The sequence below is a fragment of the Brachybacterium sp. AOP3-A1-3 genome, assembly GCF_052378285.1.
Lineage (GTDB): Bacteria > Actinomycetota > Actinomycetes > Actinomycetales > Dermabacteraceae > Brachybacterium.
Genome location: NZ_JBQSXM010000006.1, coordinates 145,248 through 159,821, shown reverse-complemented (window position 1 = coordinate 159,821; position 14,574 = coordinate 145,248). Strand labels below are relative to the sequence as shown.

General features: G+C 72.2%; 10 protein-coding genes. 7 read left to right on the top strand and 3 right to left on the bottom strand.

Annotated features, from left to right (window positions below; translation table 11 throughout):
- Positions 1-4 precede the first annotated feature (4 nt).
- The gene (gene hutG, locus ACT3T5_RS10695) at positions 5-1,003 is read right to left on the bottom strand and encodes a formimidoylglutamase (RefSeq protein WP_444594303.1); all 999 of its coding nucleotides are present in this window, start codon (positions 1,001-1,003) and stop codon (positions 5-7) included.
- Between the two features lie 128 nt (positions 1,004-1,131).
- On the opposite strand from hutG, the gene ACT3T5_RS10690 reads away from it, so the two are divergent.
- From ACT3T5_RS10690 to hutH, 7 genes are all read left to right on the top strand, one after another.
- Positions 1,132-1,938, top strand: a complete 807-nt coding sequence (locus tag ACT3T5_RS10690) for an IclR family transcriptional regulator (RefSeq protein WP_444594302.1) — start codon at positions 1,132-1,134, stop codon at positions 1,936-1,938.
- A gap of 192 nt (positions 1,939-2,130) precedes the next feature.
- Positions 2,131-3,102, top strand: coding sequence for a formate/nitrite transporter family protein (locus ACT3T5_RS10685; RefSeq protein ID WP_444594301.1), 972 nt, complete (start codon positions 2,131-2,133; stop codon positions 3,100-3,102).
- A gap of 172 nt (positions 3,103-3,274) precedes the next feature.
- Positions 3,275-4,417 (top strand): AAA family ATPase, encoded by a 1,143-nt coding sequence (locus ACT3T5_RS10680; protein WP_193118517.1) that lies wholly within the window; start codon positions 3,275-3,277, stop codon positions 4,415-4,417.
- Positions 4,418-4,712: 295 nt separating this feature from the next.
- The gene (gene hutU / locus ACT3T5_RS10675) at positions 4,713-6,395 is read left to right on the top strand and encodes a urocanate hydratase (RefSeq protein WP_443398497.1); all 1,683 of its coding nucleotides are present in this window, start codon (positions 4,713-4,715) and stop codon (positions 6,393-6,395) included.
- Positions 6,396-6,504: 109 nt separating this feature from the next.
- Entirely contained in the window at positions 6,505-7,821 is a 1,317-nt protein-coding gene (locus ACT3T5_RS10670; RefSeq protein ID WP_443398493.1) for an amidohydrolase family protein, read from the top strand.
- A 25-nt stretch (positions 7,822-7,846) separates the two neighbouring features.
- Complete coding sequence (locus ACT3T5_RS10665; protein WP_444594300.1) at positions 7,847-9,274, top strand: YjiH family protein; 1,428 nt, start codon at positions 7,847-7,849, stop codon at positions 9,272-9,274.
- 194 nt (positions 9,275-9,468) lie between these two features.
- A complete protein-coding gene (hutH, locus tag ACT3T5_RS10660; protein ID WP_444577183.1) occupies positions 9,469-11,040 on the top strand; it encodes a histidine ammonia-lyase in 1,572 nt (523 codons plus the stop codon).
- 87 nt (positions 11,041-11,127) lie between these two features.
- On the opposite strand, the gene ACT3T5_RS10655 is transcribed toward hutH, so the two are convergent.
- A complete protein-coding gene (locus ACT3T5_RS10655) occupies positions 11,128-12,579 on the bottom strand; it encodes an FAD-binding oxidoreductase (protein ID WP_444577184.1) in 1,452 nt (483 codons plus the stop codon).
- 329 nt (positions 12,580-12,908) lie between these two features.
- Positions 12,909-14,507 carry a phospholipase D family protein gene (locus tag ACT3T5_RS10650; RefSeq protein WP_444577185.1) on the bottom strand — a complete coding sequence of 533 codons (1,599 nt, stop codon included), beginning with the start codon at positions 14,505-14,507 and terminating at the stop codon, positions 12,909-12,911.
- Between the last annotated feature and the right edge of the window lie 67 nt (positions 14,508-14,574).

The window sequence follows — 14,574 nt, the reverse complement described above, 5'->3', positions numbered from 1 at the left end:
CCGCTCAGGCCCCCGCGTCGACGACGGTGCGCACGGCGCCGTCGATGAGCCGGGCCGCGGCGCGTGCGGTGCGACCGTCCACGTCCAGCGCGGGGTTCAGCTCCACCACGTCGAGCAGGGCGAGCTTCCCGCTGCCGGCCGCAGCCTGCACGGCCGCCGCGATCAGCGGCAGCGGCACCCCGTAGGCGGCCGGCGCCGAGACTCCGGGGGCGGTGGCCGCCGGGAGCACGTCCAGATCGATCGTCAGGTACAGCACGTCCAGGTCAGCGGCGAAGTCCGCGACGAACTCGCGGATCCCGTCGGTCCCCGCGGCGAGGCACTGCTCGTCGGTCCACCACTGCACGCCCAGCTCGCGCGCCGTGGCGAACAGGGCACCGGTGTTGGACGGCTCGGCGATCCCGAGCACGGCGTAGCGCAGGTCGCGGCCGGCGGCGCGCTCGGCGGCGGCCATCTGCGCGAAGGGGGTGCCGGAGGTGGGGCGGGGCTCCTCGCGCAGGTCGAAGTGGGCGTCGAGGTTCAGCACGCCCCAGCGCTGTCCGGCGCGCGGCCCGAGCCCGGAGCGCATCAGCCCGCTGTACGAGGACCAGGCGGTCCCGTGCCCGCCGCCCAGCACCACGGCGAGGCGGGATCCTGCGCGATCCAGGGCGTGCGCGGTGAGCGCGGCGGCCGCGGCCTGGCCGCCCTCGAGGTCCTCGCCGACGGTCTCCGCATCGCCCAGATCATGCAGCGCGACCTCGCCGCGGGCGAGCGGGCCGTGCAGGGCGAGCGGGGCGAGCGCCCCGCGCAGGGCCGCGGGGCCGTCGGCGGCTCCGACCCGTCCGCGGTTGCGGCGCACCCCCTCGTCGGAGCGGAATCCGAGCAGTGCGACGTGCGGCGCCGCGGGATCCGCGTCGGCCGCTCCCGGCGCCACGACCTGCACCGTCTGGTGCCAGCGGGCATGCTCGGGGCCAGCGCCGTCGTGCCGCCCGGTCCAGGGGCTCTCGCGGTGCGCAGAGGTCGTCATCGGGGCTCCTCGTCGGCGGGTCAGGGCGTGCGATCGTTCCATCATGGCACCCGCCGCGCCGCGCGGAACGGCGCGTCGAGAGCCACCGTCCGGCCCACCGGACAGCTCCGGTGGCATCCTTGCCGATCATGACACCCCCGAAAGTCCCGGCGGCGGACGCGACGCTGCGCCTGCTGACTTTCCTCGCCTCGCGTCGCTCCCCGGTCGCCGCCGTGCGCCTCGCCGAGGAGCTGGACCTGCCGCGCTCGCGCACCTACGACCTGCTGGCGACCCTCGTCGAGCACGGCTATGTCATGCACCTGGGCGAGGAGCGGCTGTACGGGCTGGGCCCTGCCGCGCACGAGCTCTCCGGTGCCTACCTGCGCCAGGAGCCGCTCGCGCGCATCGGCCGACGGGTCATCGAGGCGATGGTCGACGAGATCGGGGAGTCCGGTCACCTCGCGGTCCTGCACGGACGCGATGTGCTCTACGTGGTCGAGGAGCGCGCCCGGAACCGGCCCAGCCTGGTGACCGACGTCGGTGTGCGGCTGTCCGCGCACCTCACCGCGAGCGGCCGCGCGATCCTCGCCGAGCTGCCACCGGCGCAGCTGCGCGCCCTGTTCGGCCACAAGGGGGATTTCACCTCCCGCACCGATGCACCGGGCCCCGAGACGCCGCGCGCCCTGCGGGAGCTGCTGGCTAGGGTGCGGGCGGACGGCATCGCGCATGAATCCGGAGAGGTCACCGACGAGCTGGGCTCCGTGGCCGCCGTGGTGCGCGACCACACCGGCTGGCCGGCGGCGGCCGTCGCGCTGACGTTCGTCGAGGCGAGGGTGGACGACGAGCTGCGCGAACGGCTCGATGCCGCGGTGCGGCTCGCGGCCGACGAGATCACCCGTCGCCTGCTGGGCCGGCGCTCGGGACACCCCTCCACCGAACCCTCTGCTCTGCAGTGAGTGCGGGAGCAGGGCAGTGAGTGCGGCATCAGGTGCGGCGCCAGGAGGCGCCGCATGCCGCAACTCGTCCGGTCCGGCTCAGCCGCGTGCAGCAGAGAATGATCGCCCGGCGACTGCGGAAGAGTCCCGTTCCCGCTGATAGCGTGCGGCGCACTGCAACTCCACCGCAACTCCGGAGAGAAGGTGCCGACCGTGGCTGCTGACAGTGAACAGGGCGAACGGGATGAGCAGGCCGGGCAGGTTGATCGGCGCGAGCGGGAGAACCAGAGCGGGCGGGCCGGGCAGCGCGGTCGGGACAGGCTCCGCCCCCGGGCGAAGCAGCCTGCGCCGAACACGCGGAGCCAGCACGACGAGCGTGAGCACCTCGGCGAGTCCGACGAGCCGCTCGAGGACAAGCTCGTCGAGGAGTTCCGCGGCACCGTCGAGGAGGGCGCGAACCGCCTGAACCGCACCTGGCGCGCGCTGGTCATCACCGGGTTGTTCGGCGGGATCGACGTGGGCATCGGTCTTCTGGCGATGCTCGCGGTGCTGGATGCGACCGGGTCGAAGCTGCTCGGCGGGCTCGCCTTCGGCATCGGACTGTACGCCCTGCGTCTGGCCCACTCCGAGCTGTTCACCGAGGACTTCCTGGTGCCGATCAATGCGATCGTGGCCGGCCACGGCACCTGGGGGCAGCTGGTGAGGTTGTGGACGGTGACGCTGGTGACGAACCTCGTGGGCGGCTGGGCGTTCGCCTGGGTCGTCGTGGCGGCCTTCCCTGCCTTCGACGACGTGCTGATCGAGGCGGCCACCGGGTATATGGACAAGGGACTGACCGTCGAGACCGCCGCGCTCGCACTGCTGGCCGGCTTCACCATCACCCTCGTGACCCGGATGGCGCAGGGCTCCACCGAGGGCATCGCGACCATTGCGAACTCCCTGATCAGCGGCCTTCTCGTGGTGGGTCTCGGCATGCTCCACGGCGCCCTGAGCTCGGCCGTGATCTTCGGGGCGATGCACGCCGGGGCGGACATCTCCTACCTGTCCTGGCTCGTGTGGTTCGCCTGGGTGATCCCGCTGAACATGGCCGGCGGCCTGCTGATGCTCACCCTCCCGCGCCTCGTGCGCACCTGGGAGCTCGTGCGCGAGGAGCGGGACGCGCTGCGGGCGACCGACGGGCAGTAGCGCAGGCGCCCGTCCCCCGCGGGTACTCGACTCCCATGGGCAGCTGGCGACCGAAAGGGAAGGCTGAACCGCTGGTCAGCGCCAGCCGACACTCGATGCGCCTCAGTCCTGACCTCGGTGGGGCGGTCTTTTGATCCCTTTGGATATGAGCCCTTCGCTTTATACTCTTTATATGTCGCGCAATCTGTTCAAGCCATCGTTCGGAACCTACCCGCACCTCCTGGTCGGCCGCGATCAGCTGCTCGACGAGTTCGAGGACGCCTTCGACGGGATCCTCGACCCGGCCGGTCTGACGGTCCTTTTGTCCGGCCAGCGGGGGATGGGCAAGACGGTGCTGCTCGACTCCTACAGGCGGGCCGCTGAAAGCGCTGGATGGCTGGTCATCACCGAGAGCTCCAGCGCCGGACTCCTGGAGCGACTCACGCGAGATCATCTGCCCCGCCTGCTCCGTGACCACTCCGACGAACCGCGGACACGGCTCGAGTCCGCGAGCGGCACCGTCGGCCCTCTCGGAGGTGGTGTCTCCTGGACCGAGCGCTATCCCGCCGAGTCCACACTCCGATCGCAGATCACCGAGCTCACCGATGCTCTCCGGCCCTCCGGCCGAGGCCTCGTCATCACCATCGATGAGGTTCAGGCTGCCGATATCGAAGACCTTCGCAAGGTCGGCGAGATCATCCAGTACGGCCGCCGGGAGGAGCGACTCCTTGCCTTCATGGGCGCGGGGCTCTCGACTCCCATCGAAGAGCTCCTCGACCATCCCGGAGCGACGTTCCTGCGCCGCGCCGAGCACTATCCTGTCGGTCGCGTGAGCCGTGCAGATGTCCGAGCGGCCCTCGCCGGAACGATCGCCGACAGCGGCCGTGAGATCGACGTCCAAGCCCTCGACCTCGCGGCCGATGCTGTCGACGGGTACCCCTTTATGCTCCAGCTCGTGGGCTACCACTCTCTCAAGGCTCACAAGGCCACTGGTCCGATCACCACGGACGAGGTCAATGCCGGGATCGCGGCCGCGCGCCGTCGCCTCGGCCGACATGTCCACACTCCAGCGCTGCGGCCTCTGTCGAGCGTCGACCGCACCTACCTGCTCGCCATGGCTCAGGATGACGGGCCCTCCCGCACCGGGAAGATCGCCGAGCGCATGGACGTGACTGCCCAATACGCCGGCGAGTACCGCCGACGACTGATCCGTGACGGCATCATCGAGTCGGCCGGCCACGGAAAGGTCCGCTTCACCATCCCCTATACCGCGGACCACCTGCGAGAGCACGCCGCTCACGACGCCCTCGAAGGCTTGGCCGGCGAGGGCGGCTGACGTGGCGGAGCCGGCACGGCGGAGCAGCTGTTGTCATTGCGTGTGACGACTCTCCGGGGTGGGCTGAGCGCCTGACTCTGCGGAGGCCCGCGCGATGGTGCGTTCTGCCCCGGGACGGCCAGTCGCCACGGTGCCTCTGCGTCACGACGGCTGATCCACCCGGACGACACTGTCCGGCATCCCGGACACAACCGCTCTCCGCGGTCTCGACCCGCCCCGTCGGCGGTGGTGTCCTGGTGGGAACACGCCGACCCCTCGGAACCTCCCGAGCAGTCCCCGACACCAGGAGCCGATGATGACCCTCCCCGGAGCCCGCCCCGTCCGCGCAGCCCGCGGCACCACCCTCAGCGCGAAGTCCTGGCAGACGGAGGCCCCGCTGCGGATGCTCATGAACAACCTCGACCCCGAGGTCGCCGAGCGCCCGGATGACCTCGTCGTCTACGGCGGCACCGGCCGCGCGGCCCGCTCCTGGGAGGCGTTCGACGCGATCGTCCGCACCCTCGAGGACCTCGAGGACGACGAGACGCTGCTGGTGCAGTCCGGCAAGCCCGTCGGCGTGCTGCGCACCAACGAATGGGCCCCGCGCGTGCTGCTCGCCAACTCCAACCTCGTGGGCGACTGGGCGACCTGGCCCGAGTTCCGCCGGCTCGAGGCCGAGGGCCTGACCATGTACGGCCAGATGACCGCCGGCTCCTGGATCTACATCGCCACCCAGGGCATCCTCCAGGGCACCTACGAGACCTTCGCCGCGATCGGGCAGAAGCGCTTCGGCGGCACGCTCGCCGGCACGATCACGCTGACCGGCGGCTGCGGCGGCATGGGTGGCGCGCAGCCGCTGGCCGTCACCCTGAACGACGGCGTGTGCCTGATCGCCGACGTGGACCGCACCCGCCTCGAGCGCCGCGTCGCCAAGCGCTACTGCCACGAGATCGCCGACGACCTCGACGACGCGATCGCCCGCGCCAACGCCGCGAAGGCCGAGAAGCGCGGCCTCTCGATCGGCATCGTCGGCAACGCCGCGGAGATCTTCCCGGCCCTGCTCGAGCGCCATCAGGCGGGCGACATCGAGATCGACATCGTCACCGACCAGACCAGCGCCCACGACCCGCTGAGCTACCTGCCCCTCGAGGTCTCCGTCGAGGACTGGCAGCGCGAGTCCGAGGCCGACGAGGAGGGCTTCACCAAGAAGTCCCGCGAGTCGATGGCCCGCCAGGTGCACGCGATGGTCGAGTTCCAGGACGCCGGCGCCGAGGTGTTCGACTACGGCAACTCGATCCGCGACGAGGCCCGCCACGCGGGCTACGACCGCGCCTTCGAGTTCCCCGGCTTCGTCCCCGCCTACATCCGTCCCCTGTTCTGCGAGGGCCTCGGCCCGTTCCGCTGGGTCGCCCTCTCCGGTGACCCCGAGGACATCGCGGTCACCGACGCCGCGCTCAAGGAGCTCTTCCCCGAGAACGAGCACCTGCACCGCTGGCTCGACGCGGCGAACGAGTTCGTCGAGTTCGAGGGCCTGCCCGCCCGCATCTGCTGGCTCGGCTACGGCGACCGCCACCGCGCCGGGATGCTCTTCAACGACCTCGTGCGCGACGGCAAGGTCAAGGCCCCCCTCGTCATCGGCCGCGATCACCTCGACGCCGGTTCCGTCGCCTCCCCGTACCGGGAAACCGAGTCGATGCTCGACGGGTCCGACGCGATCGCCGACTGGCCGCTGCTGAACGCCCTGACCGCTGCGTCCTCCGGAGCGACCTGGGTGTCCATCCACCACGGCGGCGGCGTGGGCATCGGCCGCTCGATCCACGCCGGGCAGGTGGGCGTCGCCGACGGCACCGAGCTCGCCGGCCGCAAGCTCGAGCGCCTGCTCACCAACGACCCCGCGATGGGTGTGCTCCGCCACGTCGACGCCGGCTACTCCCGGGCCGACGACGTCGCCCACGAGCGCGGCGTGCGCGTCCCGATGACCCCCACCCGCCGCGACTGACCCCGCCCGCACCCGTCCCCGGGGCCGGTCCGCTCCTCCGGACCAGCCCCGGGGCATGCTCTCCCCACCCCCACCCCCACCCCCACCCCCACCCGCAGGAGGCACCGTCATGGCCAGCACCGTGATCACCGGCATCAGCGAGTTGTGGACCATCGATCCCGCGCTCGACGATCCCTCGGCCCTGCACGGCGTCGCGGACTCCCAGGTCCTGCACGACGCCGCCCTCGTGATCGAGGACGGCGTGGTCGCCTGGACCGGCCCGGCTGCGCACGCCCCGTCGGCCGATGACCGGGTCGATGTGGGTGGCCGCGCGGTGCTCCCCGGCTGGGTTGATTCGCACTCCCACCTCATCTTCGACGGCGACCGCGCCGCCGAGTTCGAGGCGCGCATGGCGGGGGAGTCCTACGCCGCCGGCGGCATCGGCGTGACCACGGGTGCCACCCGCTCCGCCTCTGACGAGCGCCTGCGCGGCCTCGTGCAGGGTCGGATCGCCGAGGCGGTCGCCGGCGGCACCACGACGCTCGAGACCAAGACCGGCTACGGCCTCACCCTCGAGCACGAGCTGCGCTCCGCGCGCCTGGCCTCCTCCCTCGTGGAGTCCGGCGAGCTCGACGAGGCCACTTTCCTCGGGGCGCACCTCGTGCCCGCGGAGTTCGACGGCCGGGAGGGCCGGCCCGGCGCCGAGGGGTACGTGGACCTGGTCAGCGGCGAGATGCTCGCCGCCGTCGCCCCGCACGTGCGCTGGATCGACGTCTTCTGCGAGGAGGGCGCCTTCGATCCCGAGCAGTCCGAGCGCGTCCTGCGTGCCGGCGCCGCGGCGGGGCTGGGCCTGCGCGTCCACGGCAACCAGCTGGGCCGCTCCGGCGGCGTGGCGCTGGCCGCCGAGCTGGGCGCGGCGAGCGTGGACCACGTCAACCACCTCGCGGCCGACGACATCGAGGCGCTCGCCGCGACCGCCTCGCGCCCCACCCGCACCGCCTCGTACCCTGCCGCCGGCAGCAGCACCGACCCCGCCGACCCCGCACCGGGCCGCCTCGCGGTCGATGCCGGGCCGACGGTCGCGACCGTGCTCCCGGCCTGCGACCTCTCCACCCGTGCCCCGCTCGCCCCGGCCCGGGAGCTGCTCGACGCCGGTGCCGCGATCGCGATCGCGAGCAACTGCAACCCCGGCACCAGCTACACCAGCTCGATGAGCTTCTGCGTGGCCATCGCCGTCCTGCAGATGCACCTCTCGCTCGCCGAGGCTGTCCGCGCCGCCACCCGCGGCGGAGCTCTCGCCCTGCGCCGCAGCGACGTCGGCCATCTCGCCGTCGGCGCCCGCGCCGACCTGCACGTGCTCGACGCCCCCGCCGCCATCCACCTCGCCTACCGTCCCGGCATGCCGCTCACCCACCGGGTGTGGCGGGCCGGGGTCGCGCAGGCCTGATCCCACCCACCCGAGGAGACCGTCGATGACGACGTCAGATGCTCTCAGCACTCCCCAGCCCGGCCCCGAGAGGGCCCGACGGGGCGCCGGGGAGGAGTACTTCACCGGCTCCGCCACCGCCCGCGCCGGCTCCGTGATCGCGGTCGACGGCACCGAGCGCGAGATCCCGCCGCACCGCTGGCGCTTCCTGCTCTACAGCGCGATCGGTCTGGCGATGTTCTTCGTGTCGATCGAGATCGGCGGGAAGTCCACGATCCTCGTCGACCACGTGCTGACCTTCGTGCAGTGGGTGCTCGGCGCCGCGGTGCCCTGGGTGGTGGTCGCGCTCGTGGCCTTCGGGACCGTCCGCCCCTTCGTCACCGGCTCCTGGCGCAAGGGGATGCTGCGCACCGTCTTCGCGTTCGCGAACGTCGTGGGCCTGGTCGTCGCGGTCTGTGCGGCGGCCGGCTACTACCCGGGCCCGCTCGCGAACCCCGACATCGGCCCGTTCCTGTGGGAGAAGCTCGCGATCCCCGTGGGCCTGATCGTGCCCGTCGGCGCCGTGTTCCTCGCCCTGCTGATCAACTACGGGCTGATGGAGTTCGTGGGCGTGCTGGTCCAGCCGATCATGCGCCCGATCTGGAAGGTCCCCGGCCGCGCCGCGGTCGACGCGGTCGCCTCCTTCGTCGGCTCCTACTCCCTCGCCCTGCTGATCACCGACAAGGTGTACCGCGAGGGCCGCTACACCGGCCGGGAGGCGGCGATCATCGCGACCGGATTCTCGACGGTCTCGGCGACGTTCATGGTGATCGTGGCCAGCACGCTGGACCTCATGCACCACTGGACGCTCTACTTCTTCCTCACGCTCGTGGTGACCTTCGCGGTCACGGCGATCACGGTGCGGATCCCGCCGCTGCGCGGGGTGCCCGACGAGCCCTTCGAGGGCGTCGAGCACGCCCCGGAGCCGCAGCCGACGGGCAACCGCGTCGCCCACGCCTGGGACGAGGCGATGCGGGCCCTCGCCGGCGCCCCGGGACTCGTGCGCGGCACCTGGTCGACCTTCAAGGACGGCGTGCTGATGAGCTCCGCGATCGTCCCCTCGATCCTGTCGATCGGTCTCGCGGGCCTGCTGCTGGCCACCTACACCCCGGTGTTCGACCTGCTGGGCTGGATCTTCGTGCCCGTCGCGGCGCTCGTGGGCCTGCCGGAGCCGGCGCTCGCCGGGAAGGCCGTCGCCGTGGGCATCGCCGAGATGTTCCTGCCGGCCACCGTCGTCGCCGGGCACGAGTCCGAGGTGCTCCGCTTCACCGTGGGCGTCACCGCCGTCTCCCAGATCGTGTTCTTCTCGGCGCTGGTCCCCTCGATCCTGGCCACCTCGATCCCCGTGAACGTGGGGCGCCTCGTGATCCTGTGGCTCGAGCGCGTCATCCTCACGATCCTCATCACCGCACCCCTCGCCCACCTGCTGCTCTGACCGGCGCGCGACCGCGCCGGCACTCCCGCCGGAACCCGCGCCAGAGCCTCAGCCAGCGCCCTCGGCCAGATCTCTTGGCCAGCCCCCGCAGCCAGCCCCCGCAGCCAGTCCCTCAGCCAGCCCTCTCCGCAGCCAGCCCTCTCCGCAGCCAGCCCTCTCCGCAGCCAGCCCGTCCGTCGACCGAAAGGCACCCCATGACCAGCACCACCGCCCGCTCCACCGACGACCGCACCGTCACGCTCTCCAGCTCCGGCCTCACCGCGGCCGACGTCCTCGCCGTCGCCCGCCGCCTCGCCCCCGTCGAGCTGGACCCCGCAGCCCGTGAGCACGTCGCCTCCGTCCGCGAGCACATCGACGCCCTCGCCGCCCCCGGCCACGCCCCGGTCTACGGGGTCTCCACCGGATTCGGCGCCCTCGCGGACACGGCGATCGAGCCGTCCATGCGCCACGCCCTGCAGCGCTCCCTGATCCGCTCCCACGCCGCCGGCGCCGGCCCCGAGGTGGAGACCGAGGTGGTGCGCGCCCTGATGCTGCTGCGCGCCCGCACCCTCGCCTCCGGCCGCACCGGCGTGCGCCCTGCCGTGGTCGAGACGATCCTCGCGCTGCTCAACGCGCAGATCACCCCGATCGTGCACGAGTACGGCTCGCTGGGCTGCTCGGGCGACCTCGCCCCGCTGTCCCACTGCGCGATCGTGCTGATGGGGGAGGGGCGCGCCCGCGATCGCGACGGCGTGGAGCGCCCCGTGCCCGAGCTGCTCGCGGAAGCCGGCATCGAGCCCGTGCTGCTCGAGGAGAAGGAGGGCCTCGCGCTGATCAACGGCACCGACGGCATGCTCGGCATGCTGCTCCTGGCGATCGCCGACCTCGACGAGCTGGTGCGCACCGCGGATCTCACCACGGCGCTGACCGTGCAGGGCCTGCGGGGCCGGGACTCCGTGTTCCGTCCCGAGCTGCACGCGCCGCTGCGCCCGCACCCGGGCCAGGCGGCGTCGGCCGCGAACATCTTCGCCCTGCTCGAGGGGTCGCCGATCATCGCCGACGTCGCCGCGGAGGGCTCCCGCGTGCAGGACGCCTACTCGCTGCGCTGCGCCCCGCAGGTCGCCGGCGGCGTGCGCGACACCATCGACCACGCCCGCACGGTCGCCGAGCGCGAGCTCGCCGCCGCGATCGACAACCCTGTCGTGCTCGAGGACGGCACCGTCACCTCCAACGGCAACTTCCACGGCGCCCCGGTCGCCTACGTGCTCGACTTCCTCGCGATCGTCTCCGCGGATCTCGCGTCGATCGCCGAGCGCCGTACCGACCGCATGCTGGATAAGTCCCGCTCCCACGGGTTGCCGCCGTTCCTGGCCGATGACCCGGGTGTGGACTCCGGCTTCATGATCGCCCAGTACACCCAGGCCGCCCTGGTCTCGGAGATGAAGCGGCTCGCGGTCCCGGCGAGCGTGGACTCCATCCCGTCCTCCGCGATGCAGGAGGACCACGTCTCGATGGGCTGGCACGCCGCCCGCAAGCTGCGCACGAGCGTGGAGAACCTGCGGCGCGTGCTCGCCATCGAGCTGCTCACCGCGTCCCGGGCGATCGACCTGCGCGCGCCGCTGACCCCGTCGGCCGCGAGCGCTGCGGCGGTCGCCGTGCTGCGCCGCACCGTCGAGGGCCCCGGCCCGGACCGCTTCCTCGCCCCGGACATCGCCGCAGCCGAGCAGGGGCTGGACGACGGCTCGGTGCTCGCGGCGGTGGAGGGGGTCCTGGGGCGGCTGCGGTGACTCCGGCCGGGGAGCCGGCTGCGGAGGCATGACCCCGACGAGACCCCTCCGGAGAGGAGGAGTGTGCCGGCGCGCCGACGGACGCGCCTACACGCTCAGCCCGCTCTGGATCAGCTTCTCCGGATCGTAGTGACGCCGGATCTTCGCGAGCCGGGAGGCGTTGTCGGCGAAGTACCTCGAGGCGGGATCGCCACTCTCGAGATAGTTCACGAAGCCGCCGCGGCTCGCCGTCTTCACCGCCGCGTGCCCGTGCTGGACCCACTCGCGTCCGGCTGTGCGGCCGTCCGCACCGCTGACGTTGGTGTACCACTGGACGGACACCAGCTCGGAGCGCCACGGGAAGACGCTGTCAGTGCTCTTCCTGCTGCGGATCGCGCCGTCCAGCGGGTCCAGGACGGCCGCGCTCTTCTGCGTCGAGTGCGCACGCTCCTTCACCGTGGCGAGGATCGCGGTCGCGGTGCTGGTGTCGAGCGCGGCCAGCACGTCCGTGCCGGCGCTGAACGACTCGCGGGCCGATGTGGCTCCGCCCCCGAGGTAGTCCACGAGCTCCATGGGGGAGCGCCGCCGGTACGAGGACGTCGAGGAGTGCACACCGATGTGGGAGGACAGCGATGCGGCGGCGTCGTGCTCGTCCCCGGCATCGGTGACGCCCACGACCCTCACGGTGATGCTGCCGCGACCGTCGGTGCCGATGTGGACGTTCGCCCAGCGATGGCGATCCGCGGATTTCAGCCACCTCGCCCACCCGGTCATGACCTTCACGGCCGCCGAGGCCGGGTACGCGAGGGAGAAGGTGGCGCGCGAGCCGACGGGATGGGTGGTGTAGGTGAGGTCCGTGACCACGCCGTTCAGCCCGCCGCCACCGCCCTGCAGGGCCCAGAAGAGATCCGGGTGGGAGGTCCGGGAGGCAGTCACCACGTCGCCGCCGGGCAGCACCACCGTGGCCGCGACCAGCACGTCGCACGTGAGGCCGTAGCGCCTCGAATCGATCCCGATCCCGCCGCCCACCGTGAGTCCCGCAGTCCCCACCGTGGGGCACGAGCCGGTGGGGATGCTCCTGCCGTGGGGGCTCAGCGCCACGTGGACCGAGCGCAGGCCGGCGCCGGCCTGGACGGTCACGCGCTTCGTCGAGGAGGTGTAGGAGACCTTCGCGTAGTCGCGCAGGTCCAGCTGCATCGTCCCGCGCAGCGCCGAGGCGCCCACGTACGAATGACCGCCGCCGCGGACGGAGATCTTCAGGTCGTGCTCCGCCGCGAACACGACCGCCCGTTCCACGTCACGGCGCCTGCGCACGCGCACCACGGCGGCGGGCTCCCTGGTGTCGAACGTGGGATTGAACAGCTTCTTGGCGCTGGTGTACTGGCGGGTCCCCGGGAGCCAGACCGGGCCGTCGAGGGTTCGGGCGAAGCTCGTCCAGGTGGACCGTGGAACGCTCGTCGCCCCACCTTTCGCGAGGGCCGGGGCCGAACCTGCAGCGGTGACGCCGGCGGCGGTTCCGATGCCGTAGGCGATGAGTCCTCGTCGAGAGAATCTGACCACGATGATGCACTCCTTCTCGAGTTCTGCCGTCGATGCGCGGAGTCACGTCGAACGGACGTCGACGCACGCTCGCTCTCCCGGTACCGGTCCTGTCGAGCACAGGTCGTCCGTGCACGCGGGACCGGATATGGCTCCGAAGGATGTCGAGCGTAGGCGGCTGCGACGTGATCGGCGTCAGACCGGGGTATCGGGTCCGGGTGGCCATTGGGACGAGGGCGCGTCGGGTTCGGTCATCCGTGAGGCCTACGAGGTCGGCCGCGGGTCAGCAACGGAGGTCAGCAGTGATCTTCAGAGGCGATCCTCAGAAGCGACCGCTCAGATGCGACCGCTCAGAAGCGGGCGGTGCCCCGCATGGCCCGCGGTCGGGCATCGGGATCCTCGGCCACACGGTGGGTCAGACGGCCGACGGCGCGCTGGTGGAAGGGGATCCGCTGCGGGGTGTAGCTGCGCAGCCGTCCCGCGGGGCGGGGGCCCCGCGTCCCGCCGTCGTGCCAGGCGTCCAGGCGCGCGGCGGATTCCGCGAACGCGGTGACCATCCCGAGGGGATCGACGAGGTCGTCGTCCTGGGCGTCGGTCCGGTCGAGATGCTCGCGGGCCAGGTCGAGCCGCACCTGCCGGGGCAGCACGCGGGCACCGTCCCCGTCCGCGCGCAGCACCGTCGGCTCCCGGGGGTCGGTCCGCTGGTCGACGAGCGCGCACGAGAGCTCCGAGTCGAAGGTCCACGAGCGCAGGTTCATGTTGTCGGAGCCGACGAGCATCCACACGTCGTCGACCAGGCACAGCTTGGAGTGCACGTACACGGGGACGCCCTGAGGGTTCTCGAGCCCGTACACGTGCACGCGGTCTCCGCCGGCCCGGTGCAGCACGTCCAGCGCCGCGTTGCGGGAGCCCATCGCCCCGGCGTTCGCGATCGTCGTGTCCGCCGGCGTGTACGTCGAGAGCACCACGATGATGTGCAGCTCGGGATGCGCCCGCAGGGCCTCGGCGAAGCCGGCCATCACCTCGGGCGACCAGACGAACTGGTCCTCGAGGTAGATCAGATGCTCGGCGCGCGGGATCGCCTTGCCGTAGGCGCGGGCGATGCTGCGCTCGCCGTCGGGTGCGAAGGGGAAGCGGGGGCACTTGCGCGGGTAGGTGCGCAGCACCTGCACGTCGACCTCTCCGCACGGCTCGGGGTCCTCGGCCTGCGGAGGCAGGGGATCGGGATGGTCGTCGTCGTGATGCAGGAAGGAGCTCAGGCGCGAGAGCGGATCCAGCGTCGGCGGCGTGGGATCCTCCCAGCGCTCGCGGAAGCTCGCCTCGATATCGCCGACGGCGGGCCCGGTGACCTCGACCATCATGTCGTGCCAGGCGGGGGTCGGCCCCCACACGGCGCCCATGGACACCGGCTGCGGGTCCCCGAGGTGGCGGGAATCGTCCCGGCGGGTGTGGCACAGGTCGATGCCGCCGCAGAACGCGGCGTCGCGCTCGGGACGGCTCGGGTGGCGCAGCACTACGAGCTTCTGGTGATGCGAACCCAGCGGCAGCACTCGTTGATCGAGGATCACCTCGCCGCCGGCGGCGCGGACGGTGTCGGCCAGGCTCCGGTTCTCCGCCTCCGAGTACTGGAGGGAGTCGAGGTGCGAGCGCCAGAACAGCGCCTTGACGATGACGCCGCGGTGGGCGGCCGCGCTCATCAGCTCGACGATGCTCAGCCCGTCCTCGCCGATCCTCTCGTCGGGATCGCCGCGCCAGTCGGTGAACAGCAGCAGGTCACCGGGGCCCTGCGCCTCGACCAGCTCCCGCAGACGGGGGAAGTAGGCGGCCCCGTGCACGTGCAGCTCGGCCCGGTTGCCCTCCGAGTAGGAGCGCCCGCCGCGCCGGTGGGCGAGACGGGTGAACGGGTTGCCGCGCTCCTCGGTGCTGAGGAACCAGTCGTCGGTGCTCATGGGGTCCATGAAACACCCCGCTCCCGCACCCGAGGTCAACGCCCCGGGGAGCTCGGCACCTGCGAAG

Coding starts and splice junctions, on each gene's coding strand:
- hutG (WP_444594303.1), bottom strand. CDS start 1,003: ATGACGACCTCTGCGCACCGCGAGAGCCCCTGGACCGGGCGGCACGAC.
- ACT3T5_RS10690 (WP_444594302.1), top strand. CDS start 1,132: ATGACACCCCCGAAAGTCCCGGCGGCGGACGCGACGCTGCGCCTGCTG.
- ACT3T5_RS10680 (WP_193118517.1), top strand. CDS start 3,275: ATGTCGCGCAATCTGTTCAAGCCATCGTTCGGAACCTACCCGCACCTC.
- hutU (WP_443398497.1), top strand. CDS start 4,713: ATGACCCTCCCCGGAGCCCGCCCCGTCCGCGCAGCCCGCGGCACCACC.
- ACT3T5_RS10670 (WP_443398493.1), top strand. CDS start 6,505: ATGGCCAGCACCGTGATCACCGGCATCAGCGAGTTGTGGACCATCGAT.
- ACT3T5_RS10665 (WP_444594300.1), top strand. CDS start 7,847: ATGACGACGTCAGATGCTCTCAGCACTCCCCAGCCCGGCCCCGAGAGG.
- hutH (WP_444577183.1), top strand. CDS start 9,469: ATGACCAGCACCACCGCCCGCTCCACCGACGACCGCACCGTCACGCTC.
- ACT3T5_RS10650 (WP_444577185.1), bottom strand. CDS start 14,507: ATGAGCACCGACGACTGGTTCCTCAGCACCGAGGAGCGCGGCAACCCG.